The organism is Cupriavidus sp. SK-3 (assembly GCF_000611145.1).
In the GTDB taxonomy this organism is placed as follows: domain Bacteria; phylum Pseudomonadota; class Gammaproteobacteria; order Burkholderiales; family Burkholderiaceae; genus Cupriavidus.
Genome location: NZ_JFJV02000284.1, coordinates 20122 through 39363 on the forward strand (window position 1 = coordinate 20122; position 19242 = coordinate 39363).

The 19242-nt window shown below is 58.2% G+C and carries 20 protein-coding genes; 14 read left to right on the plus strand and 6 right to left on the minus strand.

Annotation, left to right across the window (positions count from 1 at the left end; translation table 11 throughout):
- Window positions 1-206 precede the first annotated feature (206 nt).
- Window positions 207-1202, minus strand: coding sequence for an alpha/beta fold hydrolase (locus CF70_RS31270; RefSeq protein WP_035874994.1), 996 nt, complete (start codon window positions 1200-1202; stop codon window positions 207-209).
- Between the two features lie 227 nt (window positions 1203-1429).
- Between CF70_RS31270 and CF70_RS31275 the strand changes: the two genes are divergently transcribed.
- Window positions 1430-1711, plus strand: coding sequence for a putative quinol monooxygenase (locus tag CF70_RS31275; protein ID WP_035874996.1), 282 nt, complete (start codon window positions 1430-1432; stop codon window positions 1709-1711).
- A 34-nt stretch (window positions 1712-1745) separates the two neighbouring features.
- Here CF70_RS31275 and CF70_RS31280 read toward each other — a convergent pair whose 3' ends face one another.
- Window positions 1746-2306, minus strand: a complete 561-nt coding sequence (locus tag CF70_RS31280; protein WP_051649283.1) for a TetR/AcrR family transcriptional regulator — start codon at window positions 2304-2306, stop codon at window positions 1746-1748.
- A 364-nt stretch (window positions 2307-2670) separates the two neighbouring features.
- Between CF70_RS31280 and CF70_RS39125 the strand changes: the two genes are divergently transcribed.
- Both CF70_RS39125 and CF70_RS31285 read left to right on the plus strand, forming a co-directional pair.
- Window positions 2671-3198, plus strand: coding sequence for an acyl-CoA thioesterase domain-containing protein (locus CF70_RS39125; protein WP_414629493.1), 528 nt, complete (start codon window positions 2671-2673; stop codon window positions 3196-3198).
- Window positions 3195-3878, plus strand: coding sequence for a TetR/AcrR family transcriptional regulator (locus CF70_RS31285; protein ID WP_035875002.1), 684 nt, complete (start codon window positions 3195-3197; stop codon window positions 3876-3878). Before CF70_RS39125 ends, CF70_RS31285 begins: the two co-directional genes overlap by 4 nt.
- Window positions 3879-3884: 6 nt before the next feature.
- Here the strand turns inward: CF70_RS31285 and CF70_RS31290 are convergent, their stop codons facing one another.
- On the minus strand, window positions 3885-4517 hold the full coding sequence (locus CF70_RS31290; RefSeq protein WP_035875005.1) for a response regulator: 633 nt from the start codon (window positions 4515-4517) through the stop codon (window positions 3885-3887).
- Window positions 4514-5623 carry a PAS domain-containing sensor histidine kinase gene (locus CF70_RS31295; protein WP_051649286.1) on the minus strand — a complete coding sequence of 370 codons (1110 nt, stop codon included), beginning with the start codon at window positions 5621-5623 and terminating at the stop codon, window positions 4514-4516. Before CF70_RS31295 ends, CF70_RS31290 begins: the two co-directional genes overlap by 4 nt.
- A gap of 191 nt (window positions 5624-5814) precedes the next feature.
- Here CF70_RS31295 and CF70_RS31300 point away from each other — a divergent pair, with 191 nt between their 5' ends.
- The 11 genes from CF70_RS31300 (at window position 5815) to CF70_RS31340 (ending at window position 16263) form a co-directional block, all read left to right on the plus strand.
- A complete protein-coding gene (locus tag CF70_RS31300) occupies window positions 5815-7611 on the plus strand; it encodes an acyl-CoA dehydrogenase C-terminal domain-containing protein (protein WP_035875007.1) in 1797 nt (598 codons plus the stop codon).
- Window positions 7612-7667: 56 nt separating this feature from the next.
- The gene (locus CF70_RS31305; RefSeq protein ID WP_160172314.1) at window positions 7668-8249 is read left to right on the plus strand and encodes an AMP-binding enzyme; all 582 of its coding nucleotides are present in this window, start codon (window positions 7668-7670) and stop codon (window positions 8247-8249) included.
- A 52-nt stretch (window positions 8250-8301) separates the two neighbouring features.
- Complete coding sequence (locus CF70_RS31310; protein WP_035875013.1) at window positions 8302-9051, plus strand: enoyl-CoA hydratase; 750 nt, start codon at window positions 8302-8304, stop codon at window positions 9049-9051.
- Between the two features lie 58 nt (window positions 9052-9109).
- On the plus strand, window positions 9110-11173 hold the full coding sequence (locus CF70_RS31315; RefSeq protein ID WP_035875041.1) for a 3-hydroxyacyl-CoA dehydrogenase NAD-binding domain-containing protein: 2064 nt from the start codon (window positions 9110-9112) through the stop codon (window positions 11171-11173).
- A gap of 24 nt (window positions 11174-11197) precedes the next feature.
- Window positions 11198-12376 carry an acetyl-CoA C-acyltransferase gene (locus tag CF70_RS31320; protein ID WP_035875016.1) on the plus strand — a complete coding sequence of 393 codons (1179 nt, stop codon included), beginning with the start codon at window positions 11198-11200 and terminating at the stop codon, window positions 12374-12376.
- A gap of 56 nt (window positions 12377-12432) precedes the next feature.
- The gene (locus CF70_RS31325; RefSeq protein WP_035875019.1) at window positions 12433-13215 is read left to right on the plus strand and encodes an SDR family oxidoreductase; all 783 of its coding nucleotides are present in this window, start codon (window positions 12433-12435) and stop codon (window positions 13213-13215) included.
- A 37-nt stretch (window positions 13216-13252) separates the two neighbouring features.
- On the plus strand, window positions 13253-14041 hold the full coding sequence (locus CF70_RS31330; RefSeq protein WP_035875021.1) for a crotonase/enoyl-CoA hydratase family protein: 789 nt from the start codon (window positions 13253-13255) through the stop codon (window positions 14039-14041).
- Window positions 14042-14053: 12 nt separating this feature from the next.
- Complete coding sequence (locus tag CF70_RS31335; RefSeq protein WP_035875023.1) at window positions 14054-14512, plus strand: MaoC family dehydratase; 459 nt, start codon at window positions 14054-14056, stop codon at window positions 14510-14512.
- A 125-nt stretch (window positions 14513-14637) separates the two neighbouring features.
- Window positions 14638-15030 carry a winged helix-turn-helix transcriptional regulator gene (locus tag CF70_RS39130; RefSeq protein ID WP_081862449.1) on the plus strand — a complete coding sequence of 131 codons (393 nt, stop codon included), beginning with the start codon at window positions 14638-14640 and terminating at the stop codon, window positions 15028-15030.
- On the plus strand, window positions 15017-15211 hold the full coding sequence (locus CF70_RS36380) for a hypothetical protein (RefSeq protein WP_152561971.1): 195 nt from the start codon (window positions 15017-15019) through the stop codon (window positions 15209-15211). The genes CF70_RS39130 and CF70_RS36380 overlap by 14 nt, the downstream gene beginning before the upstream one ends.
- A gap of 74 nt (window positions 15212-15285) precedes the next feature.
- Window positions 15286-16263, plus strand: coding sequence for an NAD(P)H-dependent flavin oxidoreductase (locus CF70_RS31340; protein WP_035875043.1), 978 nt, complete (start codon window positions 15286-15288; stop codon window positions 16261-16263).
- Window positions 16264-16326: 63 nt separating this feature from the next.
- Here CF70_RS31340 and CF70_RS31345 read toward each other — a convergent pair whose 3' ends face one another.
- The gene (locus tag CF70_RS31345; protein ID WP_051649288.1) at window positions 16327-18234 is read right to left on the minus strand and encodes an acyl-CoA synthetase; all 1908 of its coding nucleotides are present in this window, start codon (window positions 18232-18234) and stop codon (window positions 16327-16329) included.
- A 7-nt stretch (window positions 18235-18241) separates the two neighbouring features.
- Entirely contained in the window at window positions 18242-19081 is an 840-nt protein-coding gene (locus CF70_RS31350; protein ID WP_160172315.1) for a tripartite tricarboxylate transporter substrate binding protein, read from the minus strand.
- Window positions 19082-19242 lie beyond the last annotated feature (161 nt).

The following is a 19242-nucleotide window of genomic DNA, read 5'->3' on the forward strand; positions in this document are numbered from 1 at the left end:
TTAGTCGAGACAGCGGAGAGCATGAAGCGCTTTCGACGGCTTGCTCCTGTGGTAAGTTTGCAGCAGCCGCTGGCAGCGCTATGGAAACGCTGGCCCCTCACCCATGACCTTGAAGCAACTGGAAGCGTTCTACTGGGCGGCGAGGAGCCATTTCGGGCCAATCCGATGCCAATCTCGGCATGAGCGCGGACGATTTCGCCCCCGTTTCAAGAAAGCTGGGACGTGACTTCCGACTGCTGCAGAAACTCAATCAACAACCGCGACGTTTCTTCGGGCTTTTCCTGCTGGAGCCAGTGACCGGCATCTGGAATCAACGTCTTCTTCCACAGTTTCGGTACGCTGATTTCCAGCGTCTCGTACTCCATCCTTGCCATCCGGATTACGCCGTCGGATTCGCCTGCTGCAAACATGGTTGGCTGCTGTAGCCGCGCGCCATCGAGGAACGCTGTCAGCGCCCAGTTTCTGTCGATGTTGCGATACCAGTTGATTGGGCCCGCAAAGCCGCCGCGGGAGAACTGGCCGACAAAGGTTTCCAGGTCCTCATTGGTGAGCCACGCTGGTAGTGACTCCGGGACAGCAAGGTTGTCTACGAAGCGCGTCGACTTCTCGAAAGTAATGAATCCTTTGCGGCGATGCTCGGGATGCTCACGGCATGCTGCGCTGCCTGTGTATAGGATACCCAGCATCGCGCGGCGCATATCTGCCTCAACTTCTGATTCGATACGCCCAATCGGTTGGAAGTAGTCTTGATAGAAATGCCGCTCCTGAGTGAGGGTGTGAAACTGGGCCGCTGGCCGGATTCTCCGGCGCGGCATGTACGGGACGCTCAGGAGCGACAGCGCTCGAAACATGTCTGGGCGGAGCAGGCTAGCCGTAGCGGCGAGCATTGAGCCCCAATCATGCCCCACAAGGATGGCATGCTCTTCTCCCAATGCATTGACCAGGGCAACGAGGTCACCGGCCAGCGTAAGTACGTCGTAGGCTTCAACTTCTAACGGCTTCTCCGTATCGCCGTAGCCTCGGAGGTCAGGGGCGACGACGCGGAACCCTGCACCAGCCAACGCAGGAATCTGATGGCGCCAGGAATACCATGACTCTGGCCAGCCGTGGCACAACAAGACTAATGGTCCTTCACCTTGTTCGACGTAGTGCATCCGAATCCCATTGGCGAATGCATATTTGTGCTTCCATTCATGAGTCATGAAGCCGTCTCCTTCCTTCTATATTACTAGACTATATGGTCTAATTTTGGCAAGGCCAACACACTTGTGCTAGGGGATTACCCTCGCATATGCAGCTGGATTATGCGGGCTATGAGTGATGTGAAAGGTTACAGAGAACTTGCCACGCTGGCATCAGAATCACTAGACGTACTAGTCTAGTGAGGCTAAGCTTGATGGCCTGATTGCTTACTGACGAAGGAGACGAAATGCTTGGAGTGGTCGCACAAATCTCGGTAAAGCCGGGAACCGAAGCGCAGTTCGAAGAACTGGCAAATCAACTTGTACAGGCGTCGCGTCAAGAAGAGGGATGTCTGGAGTACGGCCTTTGGCGCACGGAAGCGGTCGGCCAGTATGCTTTTGTCGAACGATACAAGGACGCGGCGGCCGTGGAGGCACATCGGAAGTCCGAGCACTATCGTCAAATTGGCCGCGCGATGGGTGCGTTTATGGAAGGCACGCCGTCGGTCATCCGCCTCACCGCTGTCTAAGAACTCATCCCTGCGAGCCCCGTCTTCCGCGGGGCTACTGCGCAGTGGGCTTGAGAAGCGAGGATATTACAGTCGATATGCTCCGCATGGCCTGAATACGTCGATGCGTGAGGTCCAGGATTAGTGCGCCTTGGATTGCCGCGAGGACTGTGTCGGCGAGTTGAGCAGAAGACAGGTCATTGCGAATGGTGCCGGCTTGTTGCCCGCGAGCTATGACTTGTTCGACCGCGGCCTGCCAAGTGCTCAGCATGGTGCCCAATATCGAGCCAAACACGTCGGATGAGTTGGCTAGCTCAAGCGAAAGTTTGCCAACCAGGCAACCCCGCTTTGCCCCGCTCCTCGTGAAGTCGCTGACGAGTTCGTCCAGGTAACCGGTCAGCATTTCGTAGTCGTTCAGGTCCGGAGCGCTGAACCACTTCTTGCGCCGCTCCTGTTGTCTTTCGTAGTAGAGATGAAGGACTGCCAAGGCGAAAGACTCTTTGGAACCGAAGTGGTGATAGAACGAACCCTTCGGTACTCCGGCCTCGACCAGAACTGTTTCCAAGCTAGTACCCGCAAAGCCATGCGCGTAGAACTGCTTGAAACCCTGTTTCAAGAGTCGGTCCTTATGGGTAGGAGTGCGCGGTGTTGCGGGACGGTTTGACATGGCGCTTGAGAAGCTGTTTTCTAGCCCGTTCAGTCTAGCACATGGGGTTGTAGCCAGGCAGTTCGTCGTCTCCTGCGAAGCCGCGGATGGTCAGGGTTGTCAGATTTTTCCTTATCTGCGTACCCATGCGCTTCGACGTGACATCGTTCGCTATAGTCGGAATCAATCGAGCTGTATATCGAAGGATTATCCGATGCTAAACACATGTGACCAGTACAATCCGGTCTCACTGACTAGGGCCGGGAACGGCAGGTACACCGGAGCCATTGAGGATGCGGGCAACGGAATAGGGCCCTGTGCTACAGCCGCCGCTATGCTTTCTGCGGCGCTGGACCGAAGCGCCGCGGAGGTAGTTCCGGTTTCGATTACCACCTATTTTGTTAGCCCCCGACGTTCCGGACCGTGCGACGTTGGGGTCAAATGGGTGAGAGGCAATGGCAGCATCCAGTGTTGGCAGGGTGAACTTCGTCAGGACGGTGTGATTGCATCCAGCCAAATCGTGTTGACTGGAGACCTACCGTCCTCTTCATACGTTCTGTTCGACTCCGGATTCGAGAACCAGACGGGCGGTGTGAGCGTGCTCGTCGAATCCACATTCTCGGCTTTGGCGAGAGCGCTGACTGTTTCCCCTCGCGACCTTATTGGGGAAGACTGCGAGCCATGCTCAGTGGCGATTAGATTTTACTCAGATGTTCACAGTAGCCAGGAGCGTTCTGGGCTTTCGGTCGAACATGATGTTCCGCTGTCGTCTGGGGAAGTGATGACCTGCGACGTGCGGCTCGTGGGCCCCTCCGGACCTGTGGCGGCTGCGACTTACGTCTTTCTGCGGAGCGTGAGATGAGCCGGCTGGCCGACGTTCCCGCGCAGGTTACGTTTACAAGGTCGGCAGGCAGGCCGCGCGGCGCTGCGGCTGGAAAGTCGGCTCGTCACAGGTTCCTGGAGGTTGGTACGGATATTGTGCGGAGCAACGGCATCCGGCACCTTACTATCGGGGAATTGACCCGTCGAGTTGGCGTTGCAAAGAGCACGTTCTACATCCGCTTTACGTCACGTGAGGAGCTTCTGGAAGCTGTGCTGCACGAGTACGTGTCCGCTTTACTCCACGACGCGAATACAGCCGCTCGGTTTGTGTCTCGCGGATTGCAACGTCTCGTCAGGATGATTGAAGTTTGGATTCAACACTACGTGATGAAGCATGGAGGGTGCTTGCTTCTAAACGGAAGCGTCGAATTTGCGGGGGTAGACGATGATTCGATGCGCGTCACCATGCTGGAGATGGCCCGGGCGTGGCGCACAAAGTTGGCCGCTCAGATACAAGATGCAATACAGCTGGGAGAGCTCCGGTCTGACGTGGCTGCCGACCAGTTGCTATTTGAGATTTTCAGTGTGGTTCTTGGCGTTCAGCACGATTGCCGCTTCCTGGGGGAGCCGATTGGCTTCCGTGTAGCGACGCTTCACGCAATTCTCGAGCGGCACGGCGCTAAGCTACCGGCCGGTGCGCCGGGCTGGCTTTCCATATGAGCTGCGCTAGTCAATGAGCCTATGGCGCAACGCGTATTGCACGAGCTCGGCGTTGGTCGTAACTCCTATCTTCTTCAGAATGCGGGAACGATATGTGCTGACGGTTTTGACACTAAGGAAGGACTGCTTGCCGATTTCGGTCAAGCGGACACCTTGGACAATCAAGCGCATGATTTCGTATTCTCGGGACGAAAGGTCTCGATGTGGCAGTTGCCCATTGACGCGGTCCAGGTTATCCATGACCTTCTCTGCCACTTGGGGTGAGAAATAGCGCTTGCCTTGTACAACTTTACGGATAGAAGCCACAAGTTCCACTGCGTCCATATCCTTGGTGACATAGCCACTTGCGCCAGCTTCGAAAGCACGAACAGCGTACTGTTCTGCCGGGTACATGCTCAGCACGACAATAGGTAACAGCGGCTTTTCACTGCGAATCGAAGGAATCAGGTCAAGTCCGCTGCGACCCGGCATGCTGATGTCGAGGACCAGTACGTCTAACGCGTGAGTACGTATCGCACCTAACGCTTCCGGACCATTGCAGGCCTCGGCCACGACAGAAAAGTCGCCCTCGTCCAGCAAGAGCCTTTTCAGGCCTTCGCGAAAAATGGTGTGGTCATCGACCAGTACGATGCGAATCATGGTGTCTCCGTTTGCGTGCACTCAGCACCTTCGGTTGGCACCCGAACGAAGACCCGGACACCTCCTGCTGGACCTGGACCGATTTCCGCCCTACCGCCAAGGTCTCGCGCGCGCTCTCGCATTCCCAGAAGTCCCAAATGCGCCCCTTTAGCCGGGGGCGCTGAAATGCCAACACCGTTGTCCACAATCTCCAAAGCAATGGTGGTGTCGTCCCAAGTCAACGTGACGACAACCTCGGATGCATTGGCATGGCGAGCGATATTCGTCATTGCTTCCTGAAAAATCCGATACAAACCAAGCTCGCGGGGCGGGCTCAGCGGAAGCGGAGCACGATTGCAGTTGAATGAGCAGCCTATGCCGTAGCGTGATTCGAATTGTGCCAGGTCCTGCACCAGAGCATCCTGTAGGCCCAGGTGGTCCAGGGCGCTTGGACGAAGCCCCTCCGAAATACGCCTTACTGCCTCGATTGACTCCTGTACCAAGTCCAAGAGTTGCTGTGTGGCAGCGAGAGCGCTGTCGCCCTGGTGCGCATGGGACTTCACCCCGCTTTCCTGGCGAGCCAAGCGTCGGCCGAGGCGAGAAATGTCGAACTTGATGGTGGTGAGCATCCCGCCTACCACATCGTGAAGTTCTTGGGCGACGGTTGCACGCTCGCGCTCTCGAACCGAGTTGAGCCGCATCATCAGTTCTCGAAGCTGGGTACGCGACCGGCTCAGTTCCTCTTGCTTTTGAACGCGGTCCGTAACGTCCAGACTTACGCCGACAATAGCTGGCTTTTCCCGGTATTGAACCGTGTTGCCATGGATTTCAACATAGCCGCGGGACCCATCGGGTCGCCGCGTGTGTAGAACGAACGGGCCAGGTCGCTCACCGCGGATGCGCTTCTCGTATTGCTTCATCAGTGCATCGAGTTGGTGCGGCGCAACATACTTTGCCACCAGCTCGCCCGTCATGCGATTGCGCGGGATGTTGCACATAGCGGCGAACGTCTCATTGACATACTGCATCCGCCCGTCCTGAAGGATGTAAATGCCGGCTACCGACTGCTCAACGATTCCCTTGAAGGGAATTTCGTAGTCGTTCAGAAACGCATCCGCTTCGTCCATCTTGCTCCACCACCTTGTTTTTCCTGTGCATCGTCGTTGCACTCGATTGGATTACAGCAGAACCTCGGCTGAGACACAACGGCACATCAGAAAACGCTGACAAGCCGCGCGGGGAAATCTGACAGGCCCCCAACCCGACCACATGCCAGACTCCATACACCTAAAGACACACAAGCATCAATGGAGACCCCATGAGTGGCAACTACGTTCCGCCGTTACGCGACATGCAATTTGTGATGCACGAGTTGCTCGATATGGAGGGCGTGCTCGCACGGACATGCTCGGAGAAGGCAATTGACCGTGAGACCGCTGACCAGGTACTCGATGGCGCCGGGCGCTTCTGTGCAGAGGTCCTCGCGCCGCTCAATCCGATAGGGGACCTTCACGGCTGCCAATTTGACGCAGGCAACGTCAAAACAGCGCCTGGATTTCGCGAGGCACACAGCCGTTACGCTACCGACGGGTGGAGTGGACTGGTCTGTGACGTAGACGACGGTGGTCAGGGTCTTCCTCAAATCGTCGGGACCGCGGTAAGTGAGATGCTCGCCTCGAGTAACTCGGCATGGTCCCTGTATCCGAAGTTGTCCGAGGGAGCGTATCGCTGCATTCGCGCAAATGGCTCCGCCTGGCAAAAGGCGACATTCCTCAGTCCGCTGGCATCTGGAGAGTGGACCGGCACCATGTGCCTGACCGAGCCGCATTGCGGTACAGACCTCGGCCTTTTGCGCACCCGCGCAGTGCCGAACGACGATGGCTCTTTCGCCATTACCGGCACCAAGATTTTCATCTCGTCCGGAGAGCACGATTTGGCTAGCAATATCGTGCATCTCGTGTTGGCCCGCTTACCGGATGCGGCACCTGGCGTACGAGGAATCTCGCTCTTCATCGTACCCAAGTTCCTGCTTGACCCCGATGGAAAGCCGGCAACCCGGAACGGTGTCCAGTGTGGGTCGCTAGAGCGAAAGATGGGCATTCACGGGAATGCCACCTGCGTGATGAACTTCGAGGCGGCCACTGGCTACCTCATTGGCGAGCCAGGCAAGGGACTCCCGGCGATGTTTGTCATGATGAACGGTGCGCGACTTGGCACGGGTACGCAAGCGATGGGGCTGTCGGAAACGGCCTATCAACGAGCGCTCCGTTACTCGCAGGAACGGCTGCAGAGCCGCGCACCGATGAGCCCCGCAGGCTCAACCGGACCGGACCCGATTATCTTGCTGCCGGATGTACGTCGGATGTTATTGACGCAGCGGGCCCTGGTGGAGGGTGGCCGGGCTTTTGCCTACTGGCTGGCGCTGCAAATTGACATCCACCACAACAGCCTCGATGCGCAAGTTGCACAAGAAGCTGAAGGCCTGCTGGCGCTTCTGACCCCTGTGGCAAAGGCATTCCTTACAGACAACGGTGTGGAAGTCACGAGCCTCGGCATGCAGGTGCACGGCGGTGCAGGATTCATCACGGAAACCGGCGCTGAGCAGTTGCTGCGCGACGCACGCATCCTCCCAATCTACGAAGGTACGAACGGCGTCCAGGCGAACGACCTCGTCAGTCGGAAGGTGTTGGCTGATGGGGCTCGTGTGCTCCGAAAACTCCTTGCAATCGTTCGGGAATCTGCCGGCCAATGCCTCGCTCACGAAGAGGGGACCTCGGACAATGCGATTGGCGATATGGGGCGTACTCTTGCGCAGCTCTGCGATGACGTCGAGGCGGAAACCCAGTTCATTCTCGATTCCGCCCGAATCGACCCTTGCCAACCAGGTACCTCGTCGGCTGCGTACCTGCGCCTGATTGGACATCTGATGTTCGCGCACTTCTGGGCACGCACCGCGATTGTGGCGTCCACGAAGGTCAGCGACAGCTTCTACGCAGGCAAGCTCGCCACAGCGCAATTCTACTTTGCTTGCCTCCTTCCCGAGTCGCGAGCATTGCTGCCACGCATTCGAGTGGAATCCTCCGCAGTCATGAATCCGCTTGCCTTTGCAGCATAAGCCCAGGATAGGGCAAGACAGTCCGCATCGCGGTATGTCAGATGGAGCGAGACACGATGAGGCAGGAAGCCAACTACTGGGTCGACGCTGATTTGTCGACCCTTGCGAAGATTCGTGCGTTCGACGCGGTGCCGCTCTCGGAGCGGCAGTTGGAGGAGGCAATTTATTCGCCCCCCGACGTTCTGGAGGCCGCCGTGGTAGCAGCACCGGACGAAAAGTCGGGCGAGGTTCCGTACGCGTATATCGCGTTGAAGGCTTTCGCTAACAGCACTGCGGAGCAGGTGCTCGCACAATCCGCCGACTTCATTCCGGAGCGGGCGGCGATTCCAAAGGCCTGTTACGTCCTGCCGACATTGCCAAAGACCGCGGTCGGCAAGGTGCAGAAGAACGTTCTGCGTGTAGATGCTGCAGAGCGCGTCATGCGAGCTGCACTAGAACGCGCGGAGCTTTCTGCGGTTGCTCACCTGCGGGTAGAGGACAGGGGTGCATCAGGGATTGTGTGCGTCGTGGAGCTCGATGCTCTGCCGAGTCAAATCGCTGAGGAGACGAGCCAGACCGTTCGCGCCGTGCTCGGAGTGTTCCCAATCCAGCTCCTGATTCTTCCTGCTTCTGCGCGCAAGAAAAGTCCACGGAACTGAACGCATACGGCTTGGGCTGACGGAACCAGCGCTACGCAAACACACGAAAGCCATGATGAAACATATTCAAGCGAGAAATCAGAACGGCGTCCTGACACTGTCGATGTCCAGGGCGGAGAAGAAGAACGCGCTCACCCAGGAGATGTACCTGACTCTGGCGCTGGCCTTGGAAGATGCCGGCCGCGACGACAGTGTGCGCGTCATAGTACTGCGCGGAACACCGACGGTGTTCAGCAGCGGTAACGACATCCAGGATTTTGCTGATGATGGTTCGGGACAAGAGAAGCTGGCGTCGGTACGGTTCATGAAGGCGGTGACGTCGCTGCAGAAGCCCATAGTTGCTGCGGTCTGTGGATACGCGGTCGGCATTGGGGCGACTGTCCTCCTCCATTGCGACTACGTGGTGGCATCCGAAGACGCGCGTATCCGATTCCCCTTCGTTGACCTTGGACTCTGCCCGGAGTTTGGTTCGACGCTGTTGCTGCCGGCACTGGTTGGCCAACAGAAGGCAAGCGAATGGATGCTCCTTGGCTCGTTCGTGCTGGCGGGAGAGGCTCAGAAGGCAGGACTAGTGAACCGAGTGCTTCCCAACGACATGGTGTTTGAGGAGGTGGACTCTATTGCGCGTTCTCTCGCCAAGAAGCCACCCGCAGCATTGTCGGCTACCCGGCAACTTCTCAAGTCCGCGTCGCGTGAACTCATCGAGTCGAGGATTCAGAAGGAGCGCGACATCTTTCAGGCTTTGCGAGCGACTGAAGACGCGCAAGCAATCTTTAACGGCTTTCTTTCCCGCTCGCGCTAACGCGGCAGCGGCTATGCGCCCCGCGCCCGGCCATCCCATCACCCCGGAGTTTCTTGTCATGAGTACTGAATACCATGTCACCGACGGCATTGCCGTCATCTTGCTCGCGAACCCGCCTGTCAATGGCCTCGGCTATTCCACGCGCCTTGGAATCGTCGACAGCATCGACCGTGCTGTAAAAGACCCCGAGGTCACGGGTATTGTTCTATCCGGTTCCGGGAAGGCTTTCTCGGGTGGCGCCGATATGCGAGAGTTCAACAATCCGCAGGCACGCCGCGACCCGGGACTGAACACCGTACTTTCGGTAATTGAAGACTGCCCGAAGCCGGTAGTGGCTGCCATCCATTCGGTTGCTATGGGCGGCGGCCTCGAGCTGGCCCTGGCTTGCCACTATCGCGTAGGTATCCCGGGAGCGCAAATTGCGCTCTCCGAGGTGCGAATGGGGCTGCTGCCGGGTGCGGGCGGCACACAGCGCCTGCCACGAGTAATTGGTCTTGAACGTGCGACCAACATGATTGTCACCGGGGCATCGGTGAAATCGGAGGTACTGAAGGACAGCGGGCTTTTTGACCGGTTCTTTGACGGCGAACTGCTCGGTAACGCGGCAGACTTCGCACGTGAAGTAGCAGGCCGTCCTGGTCCCTATCCGCGCATTCGCGACAAACGCGTCGAGCATCAGAACCCTGAAGCATTCCTTGAGTTCGTGCGTACGTCGATTGTCGCAAAGCAACCCAATTATCCGGCGCCGCAACACGCACTTCAGGCCATTCATGCCGCCGTGTTCCAGAAGTTTGACGATGGACTCGCACAGGAGCGCCGCAGTTTTCTGGAGCTGATGGACGGCAGCGTGTCGAAGTCACTGCGCCATGCCTTCTTTGCAGAACGCGCCGCGCAGAAGATTGACGATCTTCCAGAGGGTACGCCTCTGCGCACTATCGAGAAGGTGGCAGTACTGGGCGGAGGCACGATGGGCACCGGGATTGCCATGTGCTTCCTCAATGCTGGCATTCCCGTGAAGCTGTCGGAAACCACTGACACACTGGCAGAAAAGGCGGTGGCAACCATTCGCCACAACTACGAGGCGACGGTCAAGAAGGGGAAGCTCTCCCAGGACGTGGTCGAGAAGCGGATGGACCTGCTTCAGCCAGTCGTTGGGCTAAAGGAAATCGGCGACACCGACCTGGTCGTTGAGGCCGTCTTCGAAGACATGGAGCTCAAGAAGGCGGTGTTCCAGGAGCTCGACGCAGTCATGAAGGACGGAGCAATTCTCGCCAGCAATACTTCCACGCTGGACCTGGATGCCATTGCGAACGTGGTCTCGCGCCCTGCGGATGTTGTGGGGCTGCATTTCTTCAGTCCGGCGAACGTTATGCGTCTCCTGGAAGTGGTGCGCGGTGCCAAGACGGGCCCCGACGTTCTTGCGACGTCAATGCAAATCGCCAAGCGCATCGGAAAGGTTGCCGTGGTTTCGGGCGTCTGCGATGGCTTCATCGGAAATCGAATGATTGCGAAGTACGGCCAACAGGCACAGCTGCTTGTGCAGCAGGGCGCCTATCCCGAAGAGGTGGACCGCGCAGTTGAGGCGTTCGGAATGGCCATGGGTCCGTTCCGAATGAGTGACCTGGCAGGCAACGATATCGGCTGGGCGATTCGCAAGCGTCGTTACGCAGAAGACCCATCCTCGCCACGCTCTGAAGTGGCGGACAGATTGTGCGAGTCGGGTCGCTTTGGTCAGAAGACCAGTGCGGGCTGGTACGACTACAAGGCCGGCGAACGCAAGCCTGTTCCCGCGCAGGCCGTCAAAGAGCTGCTGGAGGCCTACTGGACGGAGAAAGGTGTTACCCGTCGCAAGTTCTCTCAGGAGGAAATTGTCCAGCGACTCATCTTTGCACTCGTGGACGAGGGGGCACGGATTCTTGAAGAGGGCATTGCAGCCAGGGCATCGGACATTGACCTCGTCTATCTCAACGGTTACGGCTTTCCCACCTGGCGTGGTGGTCCGATGCTTTACGCGGACACCGTCGGACTGTACAGCGTGGCGCGCGCCATGGAGCAAGCCGGCCAGCCGCCAGCGAAGCTCATTCAGAGCCTGGCAGCCGAGGGCGGTCGCTTCAATCCCTGATATCCCATCAAAGCGAGTTTCATCATGAAAGAAGCAGTTATCGTTTCCGTCGCGCGTACGGGCCTGGCCAAGAGTTGGAAGGGCGCGTTCAACAGTACGCACGGCGCTTCCCTGGGAGCCCACTCGGTGAAGCATGCAGTACAGCGTGCTGGTGTCGACCCCAACGCAGTCGAAGACGTGATTATGGGCAGTTCGTTGCTGGAAGGTACTACGGGCGGAAACATCGCGCGCCGTATTGCCCTTACGGCCGGCCTTCCCGTCCACGTTCCAGGTGTTTCTGTCAATCGCTTTTGTGCTTCTGGACTGCAGGCTGTGGCGATGGCATCGCAGCGTGTCCTAACTGGCGAAGGCGACGTGATTGTCGCCGGCGGTGTGGAGAGCATCTCTTGTGTCCAGCCGCATGTGAACCGGTTTATGGCCGAGGACCCGGCACTTAGGACTATCAAGCCCGAAGCGTACTGGAACATGCTTCAGACCGCAGAGCAGGTAGCCAAACGCTACGGCATTTCGCGTGAGCGGCAAGACGAGTATGGGGTACAGAGTCAGCTCCGCGCAGCCGCAGCGCAACAAGCTGGCCGCTTCGATGCGGAAATCGTGCCGATGACCACCACCATGTCGGTCTATGACGAAGCGCGTGGTGGCTTCGCTTCCCGTGAAATCACCATCTCTGCAGACGAAGGCATCCGGGCCGACACTACCATCGAAGGAGTGGCAAAGATTCGTTCGGCCATGCCGGGTGGCGTCGTGACCGCAGGCAACGCAAGTCAATTCTCCGACGGCTCGGCTGCCGTTGTGGTCATGGACGGACAGTACGCCGAGCGACATGGGCATACGCCGCTAGGCGCCTTCCGAGGCTTTGCCGTCGCCGGGTGCGAACCTGACGAAATGGGCATCGGACCAGTCTTCGCAGTTCCGAAGCTGCTGAAGCGCGCCGGTCTGAGCGCCGACGACATCGGCCTGTGGGAATTGAACGAGGCGTTCGCAGTCCAGGTGCTGTACTGCGCGGAAAAGCTGGGCATTCCCCATGACAAGCTGAACGTCGATGGCGGCGCCATCGCTGTCGGCCATCCATATGGGGTATCCGGCACCAGGCTGGTCGGCCATGCGCTGATTGAAGGTAAGCGCCGCGGAGTCAAGTACGTGGTCGTTACGATGTGCGTCGGCGGTGGCCAAGGTGCTGCCGGTCTGTTTGAAGTGTTGTGATGCACGGCGAAAAGCGCTGGGCAGCAATCCATTAAGCGTCATATAGGAGAAGAGACATGGGCAGCATCAAGAAAGCGTTGGACCTGACTGGCAAGACGGCACTCATCACGGGCGGCTCGAGCGGTCTTGGTCTGCAGATTGCGGAAGCGCTGGGCGAGCAAGGCGCAAAGATTCTGATTACGGGGCGCAAGGCAGACGCGCTCGAATCGGCACAGGCTCACCTGCGCCAGCTCGGAATTGAGGCTGACTGGGTGGCGGCTGACAACCAGAAGGAGTCGGACATCACGAAGCTGGTCGATGAGGCGCTTGCACGGCTCCGCCGGGTCGACATTCTTGTAAACAATGCTGGCGCAACCTGGGGCGCTCCCGCCGCGGACCATCCAGTGGAGGCATGGGACAAGGTACTGAATCTGAATGTGCGCAGTGTTTTCCTGGTGACACAGCAGATTGGCAAGCGCTCGATGATTCCGAATCGCTACGGTCGGATCATTAACCTGGCATCCATAGCCGGTCTGAAGGGCAATGGGCCAAACTCGCTGGGAACCCTTGCTTACAACACCAGCAAGGGCGCTGTAGTCAATTTCACCCGCGGCCTGGCCGGTGAGTGGGGCCAGTTCGGAATCACGGTCAACGCCCTCGCTCCGGGATTCTTCCCATCGAAGATGACGCGCGGAACTCTTGAGAAGGTCGGTGTGGAGAAGTTGTCGGAACGCGCCCCGCTCCAGCGCATCGGCGACGAAGATGACCTGAAGGGTGCTGCGTTGCTGTTTGCTAGCGATGCCGGCAAGCACATCACGGGCCAAATTCTGGCTGTTGACGGCGGACTGACTGCAGTCTGAGCGACCCCTCGAACAAACGAACCAATTGGAGAAAAGCATGAGCACCGAACAAGCACAAGGCGATGTGAAGATGACCGTTGATGGCCATGTGGCCATCATCTCCGTCGACAACGTGGCGAAGAAGAACGCCTTTACCCCGGAAATGATGGAGCAGCTCTGGGACCACCTCACGGCTTTTGAGAACGACCCTGACCTTTGGGTCGCTGTACTGGCGCCGGAAGGCGAACACACGACCGCCGGTCTGGACATGCCTAAGTTCTTTGGGCCGACGGCCACTGCCCGCCCCGTTCCGAACGATAAGGTGGACCCCTTTGGTCTCCGTAAGCGCTGCACGAAGCCCGTCATTTCCGTGGTGCAGGGCATCACCTATACCATCGGCATCGAAATGATGCTGGCGGGCGACATCGTGATTGCCGCGGATACGGCCCGGTTCTGCCAAATGGAGTCCCGCCGGGGTATCGCCCCGCTGGGCGGCGCGCACTTCCGCTATCTGACTCGCACTGGCTGGGGTAACGCGATGTACCACCTCTTCCTGTGCGATGAGTTCGACGCGCAACGCGCTCTCGAAATCGGCTTCGTGCAGGAAGTGCATCCGTTCGGCAAGCATCGCGAGCGTGCAATCGAACTGGCTCACCTCATCTGCAAGAACGCTCCGATTGGTCTGCGTGCAGCTAAGGCGGCGGCGCTAACGTATACCGAGCAGGGCGAAAAAGCTGCAATCGACTGCATCCCCCGAATCCGCGAGACGGTGTTTGCGTCCGAGGACTTCAAGGAAGGTCTGCGGTCGTTTGCGGAGCGTCGTGCCGCGAACTTCCAGGGCCGCTGAGCGGGGTCTGCCATGAGGGAGATTGCATCGCTCGACGCGTTAAAGGCCCTGGTCGGTCAAGATGTTGGCACCAGCGAATGGATTGAAATCTCGCAGAGTGATGTCAGTCAGTTCGCCCAGGCTACCGGTGACCACCAGTGGATTCACACGGACCCTGACAGGGCCAGGAAGGAATCGCCGTTTGGCGGTCCGGTCGCTCATGGGTTCCTTACGTTGTCCCTGCTTCCAGCATTGATGGCAAAGACTATCAAGGTGACCGGGGTGCGCATGGGTGTGAACTACGGGCTCAATCGTGTTCGCTTCACGGCACCGGTGCCGGTGGGTGCTGCGGTTCGCGTTCATGCCAGGCTAGTCTCGGTCGATGCTTCGGATTCCTCCGTGGCCACATTGACCTGGGCCATCACGATGGAAGCCCGCGGTGTCCCTAAGCCTGTTTGTGTGGCAGAGACGCTAAGTCGACTGTATTTCTGACGAAGGCCGGGTGATAGCCACCCGGCAAGATGTCTCCTGTAACCCCATGCGGGTAACAGTTTCCCCCGCGCAAAATCGCGGGTTTTTTTTGTCCACCATCAGTAGAGAAAAAAGAGGAGACTGGGATGGACAGATATGGACACCTTACAACGAATAAGCGAGTTCCCAGGACACTGGAACTTCTCGGCGAACGATGGACGCTTCGAATCTTGGCTGGAGCACTCTCGGGATATACGCATTTCGACGAGTTCGAAGAGTCGCTTGGCGTGGCGCCGAGCACGCTTACCGTTCGGCTGAGGCTCTTGGTTGAGATTGGATTGCTCGAACGGCGAGGGGCGCGATGCAATAGGCTTACATACCATCTAACAGACGCCGGCATGGCTCTAGGTCCATGCTTTGACTCGCTCGCTCAGTGGGCCAGTGAGTGGCTTGATTTGCCGGAGGTCTTACACGTGCAACCGAACGGAAGACCAGTACAGGACTCTGAATCCAGAGGAGAATTGGATGAATCAATTTGATAAGCCGTTGGCGGAGGGCGAATCCGCGGACTCGGCGCGCGACAGCAACCGGGAAGCTCTTGTAGCTGCCTGGCTGCACCACTTCGGCGTCGCTTTCGCGGAGGAACTGGATTTGGGCACGCTTGAGATGCTTGGACAACTTGTTCGAGACGGATGTTCTCCTCCATCCAGAGCACTGTAGTGAGGAGCCCGCCGAGGCAAAAAGAGCCTCAGCTGGTGTCGACGATTGACTATGATTGGAGTGAAGAGACAACTATGAAGACACGCATTACTGAACTCTTTGGCATCGAGCACCCGATTATCCAGGGCGGCATGCACTACGTGGGATTCGCCGAACTGGCGTCAGCTGTGTCAAATGCCGGAGCGCTGGGCTTTATTACCGGCCTCACGCAAAAGACACCGGAAGCCCTGGCTCGCGAAATCGCGCGTTGCCACGACATGACGGACAAGCCGTTCGGTGTCAACCTTACATTCTTGCCTACCTTTTCCGACCCTCCCTACGCCGAGTACATTGATGCCATCAAGCAAGGCGGGGTGCGTATCGTGGAGACCGCAGGAAGAAGTCCGAAGCCATACATGAGCCTTCTCAAGGAAGCTGGCATCAAGGTCATTCACAAGTGCACGTCGGTGCGCCACGCGGCCAAGGCGCAGGAGATTGGGTGTGACGCTGTCAGCGTCGACGGTTTCGAGTGCGGCGGGCATCCAGGCGAGGACGATATCCCAAACATGGTTCTGCTTCCTTTGGCAGCCGAAGCACTCGCCATCCCATTTGTCGCATCTGGTGGTATGGCTGATGGTCGAAGTCTAGTCGCTGCACTAGCTCTTGGCGCAGAGGGAATCAACATGGGCACACGATTTATCGCCACCACGGAGGCCCCGGTTCACCAGAACGTCAAGGACGCAATTGTGGCCGCTTCCGAACTCGACACGCGACTTGTCATGCGTCCGCTTCGGAACACAGAGCGTGTTTTGACGAACGCGGGTGTCGAACGTCTGTTGGAAGTCGAGGCAGAGAAGGGTTCGAACCTGCAAATCTCGGACATCTTTGACCAGGTCGCAGGCGTCTATCCGAAGGTCATGGTTGATGGCGACATGGATGCCGGAGCCTGGAGCTGCGGGATGGTGGCCGGACTTATCCATGACGTGCCGAGCGTAGCGGAGCTCGTGCGCCGGATTATGAAGCAGGCCAGTCTGCTGATTAACGACCGGCTCGCTAGAACGTTAGTTGCCTGAAGCAGCTTCCCCCGTCGGAGCAGGTGGGCATTCGTCACGCCCAACCGCTCCGGTTGGCCTTGTCTACTGTAGGAAACTAATGTCGTACGGGATGGTGAAAGCGCCGAGTGCCTGACGAATAGCAGTTGTCTCGGACTCGTGACCGGGGCCGCTACGCAGTAGAATTCGGCAGCGAACGCCGGCGCTTCCTTGGTCAACTGCTTCGACCTTCTCCAAGGACGCAATACCCAGGCTTTGCACAACTCGCAAGTATTCACGCTGCGTTGCATCTACCCGCAGAGCGGCTTTGTTGATCTTGCCCAGCGGCGTCTTGGGAAGCTCTTTGACCAGGAAGTAGTGCTTCGGCACGGCAGCGCGCTCCGGGATGGTTTTTGCTCCGAACTGAAGCAAATCCTCTGCATCAACCCGCGCGTCCTCCTTCATCACAACGTACGCCCCCGGGACTTCGCCGGCATACGCATCGGGTACGCCGATGGCTGCAACGTCAATGACGTCAGGATGCTTGAAGAAGGCTTCCTCAATCATGCGAGGGTCTATGTTGTGTCCTCCACGGATAATCAAATCCTTCGCCCGGCCGGTAATCCACAGGTAACCATCCTCGTCGATGTAGCCAAGGTCGCCTGTATCGAGCCACTTTGCGGACAGGAACACTTTGTTGTTCGCAGCTTGGTCGAGGTAGCCACCGAAGACTGCCGGACCTTCAATGACGATGTTCCCGGCCTCATTTGGCGCGCATTCAGTAAAGGACCCGGTCCGGGCATCGATGTGAACGGCTTTGATGTTCTGGTATGGGAACGGAAGACCGGCAGAGCCAGTCTTTCTGACACCGAAGCGAGGGTTGGATGTCGTTACCGAGGTCGACTCGGTCATCCCATAGGTCTCGAGGAGTGGGATTCCGACCTTTGACTTGAAGCTTTCTGCAACATGCACTGAAAGAGGTGCTGTCCCTGTGCTGGCCACACGAAGACTGCTAATATCGGCGCCCCCGATCGGCAGTCTCAGCAGCTGATTGATGATGGTTGGCACGAGTGCCGCCGCGGAAATGCGGAACGCTTCCACGGTGTTCCAGAAGTTCGACACAGCTGTCGGATGGCGCCAGCCAATCGACGTCATGAGAATCAGTGTTGCCCCTCTCACCAGTGTATGCAGGCAACCTGCAAGTGCTCCGCCAACATGGAAGACGGGCAGTCCTGTACTGCGAACGTCTTCCGCCTTGGTTCCGTAGACCATGCCATAGGCCCAGGTACTGAAGACTTCTGCGCTATGCGTTTGCGGCGCGAGCTTCGGCGTCCCGGTAGTGCCACCGGTATGGAACAGTGCTGCAACGTCGGAACCTGCGATTTGCCTGCCGCTGGCGAGGTGGTCATCAGGAAACTGCTCAATGACGGCTTCGTAGTCAATCACTGGTACGCCAGAGAGCTCCCGCATATGCGGGCGACGGCCGCCGATGCTCACCACGGCCTTGATTTTCGGCAGCGACCGAATCATTTCTGACACCTTCGGCCAAAGGTCGATATGTTCGTCACCTCCATATACAGCGAGCACGCGAGCTTCGGAGGAGCCAATCATGTGGGTTAGGATGTTCGAATCGAGCATCCAATTGACGGGATTGATGATGCCTGCAGCCTGGCCGCCCCAGAGTACAAACTGGGATTCCGTCACAGTGGGCATCAGCAAGGAGACGACGTCAGTTTTGCCAATGCCGAGCGACGACAGCAAGTTGGCGGTCTGGTTAACCCGGCGCCAGAGTTGCCGGTACGTTGTGGCTTCAGCGTTCTCGGGGGTATCGCAACCAGTGTGCATATACCAGATAGCGACCTTATCGGGGTCGATTGTGCAGCCGTCATGCAGCATCTGATAGGTTGTTTCGGGCAAGCCCCGCTCGTTGAGCGGGACTTCTTCGAACGTTCGAATCTTCTCGCGTGACGAGAGGTCGGCTTCAGACCAGTAGGTGTTAAGTTGCAATTGCATGGTCGACTCACATCTCCGGCTTGTAGCCAATACGATTGACAAAGCTCGACCACTTTGCCTGGTCTTCTCGAACTTTCTTCGAGAACGTCGCAATCTGGGTAGCGTCTGGCTCGGTAAGGCCGAACTCCTTTACCCGGCTGCGATACTCGGGGGAGCTTACTGCGTGACGCGTGAGAGTTTCGAGTCGGCGTGCCAGTTCAGGAGAAAGACCAGCCGGCGCAAACAAGCCGAAGTTGCCATTGAACTGCTCCATCTCGGGGTAGCCAAGTTCGCGGAACGTCGGAACATTCGGGGCGAAGGGGGAACGCTCCGTTCCCGCGGTGGCGAGAGCCAGGAGCTTGCCAGCCTTCACGTAGTTCATGGCCGGAAGGACGGCGTCAAACATAACCTGAACCTGCCCCCCCATCAAATCCTGCATCGCCGGCGACGAGCCTTTGTATGCGACGTGAAGCATATCGATGCCGGCAAGCTGATTCAGACGGACGCCGGCAAAGTGGCCCTGAGTGCCGGCGCTAAAAGATGCGAACGAGAGCTTTCCAGGATTCGCCTTGGCCCACTTCACCAGCGAGGCAAGGTCTTTCGCCGGAATCTTGGGATTTGCGTACATAACCTGCGGAGTCCGCGCGAGCTCTGTAATGGGCAAGAATGCATCTGGCTTGTAGGACACCTTGGTCGTGTAGGGGACCAAGGACACAACACTTCCAATGGACACCATCAGCGTGTAGCCATCGGGTTTTGCGCGGGCAACCGCATCCGCGCCGATGGAACCAGACGCACCCGGACGGTTCTCGACGACGAAGGGTTGCCCGGTCGCTGCGGAGAGCCGCTCTGCGAGTGTGCGGGCCATGCTGTCCGTGGCTCCGCCCGCAGGCAGCGGCACAATCATCCGAACAGGCTTGCTAGGGTAGCTCTCCGGCGTTTCGGCTTGTGCGCTCGCAGCGAAGAATGCGGTCAGGACAAGGGCGCCACCCAGGATGCCGAGCTAACGTCAAGAGTGGTGTATGGGCA

Excerpts from the sequence above, each read along its gene's own strand:
- CF70_RS31270 (WP_035874994.1), bottom strand. The coding sequence starts at position 1,202 with ATGACTCATGAATGGAAGCACAAATATGCATTCGCCAATGGGATTCGG.
- CF70_RS31275 (WP_035874996.1), top strand. The coding sequence starts at position 1,430 with ATGCTTGGAGTGGTCGCACAAATCTCGGTAAAGCCGGGAACCGAAGCG.
- CF70_RS39125 (WP_414629493.1), top strand. The coding sequence starts at position 2,671 with ATGCTTTCTGCGGCGCTGGACCGAAGCGCCGCGGAGGTAGTTCCGGTT.
- CF70_RS31285 (WP_035875002.1), top strand. The coding sequence starts at position 3,195 with ATGAGCCGGCTGGCCGACGTTCCCGCGCAGGTTACGTTTACAAGGTCG.
- CF70_RS31290 (WP_035875005.1), bottom strand. The coding sequence starts at position 4,517 with ATGATTCGCATCGTACTGGTCGATGACCACACCATTTTTCGCGAAGGC.
- CF70_RS31295 (WP_051649286.1), bottom strand. The coding sequence starts at position 5,623 with ATGGACGAAGCGGATGCGTTTCTGAACGACTACGAAATTCCCTTCAAG.
- CF70_RS31300 (WP_035875007.1), top strand. The coding sequence starts at position 5,815 with ATGAGTGGCAACTACGTTCCGCCGTTACGCGACATGCAATTTGTGATG.
- CF70_RS31305 (WP_160172314.1), top strand. The coding sequence starts at position 7,668 with ATGAGGCAGGAAGCCAACTACTGGGTCGACGCTGATTTGTCGACCCTT.
- CF70_RS31310 (WP_035875013.1), top strand. The coding sequence starts at position 8,302 with ATGATGAAACATATTCAAGCGAGAAATCAGAACGGCGTCCTGACACTG.
- CF70_RS31315 (WP_035875041.1), top strand. The coding sequence starts at position 9,110 with ATGAGTACTGAATACCATGTCACCGACGGCATTGCCGTCATCTTGCTC.
- CF70_RS31320 (WP_035875016.1), top strand. The coding sequence starts at position 11,198 with ATGAAAGAAGCAGTTATCGTTTCCGTCGCGCGTACGGGCCTGGCCAAG.
- CF70_RS31325 (WP_035875019.1), top strand. The coding sequence starts at position 12,433 with ATGGGCAGCATCAAGAAAGCGTTGGACCTGACTGGCAAGACGGCACTC.
- CF70_RS31330 (WP_035875021.1), top strand. The coding sequence starts at position 13,253 with ATGAGCACCGAACAAGCACAAGGCGATGTGAAGATGACCGTTGATGGC.
- CF70_RS31335 (WP_035875023.1), top strand. The coding sequence starts at position 14,054 with ATGAGGGAGATTGCATCGCTCGACGCGTTAAAGGCCCTGGTCGGTCAA.
- CF70_RS39130 (WP_081862449.1), top strand. The coding sequence starts at position 14,638 with ATGGACAGATATGGACACCTTACAACGAATAAGCGAGTTCCCAGGACA.
- CF70_RS36380 (WP_152561971.1), top strand. The coding sequence starts at position 15,017 with ATGAATCAATTTGATAAGCCGTTGGCGGAGGGCGAATCCGCGGACTCG.
- CF70_RS31340 (WP_035875043.1), top strand. The coding sequence starts at position 15,286 with ATGAAGACACGCATTACTGAACTCTTTGGCATCGAGCACCCGATTATC.
- CF70_RS31345 (WP_051649288.1), bottom strand. The coding sequence starts at position 18,234 with ATGCAATTGCAACTTAACACCTACTGGTCTGAAGCCGACCTCTCGTCA.
- CF70_RS31350 (WP_160172315.1), bottom strand. The coding sequence starts at position 19,081 with ATGGCCCGCACACTCGCAGAGCGGCTCTCCGCAGCGACCGGGCAACCC.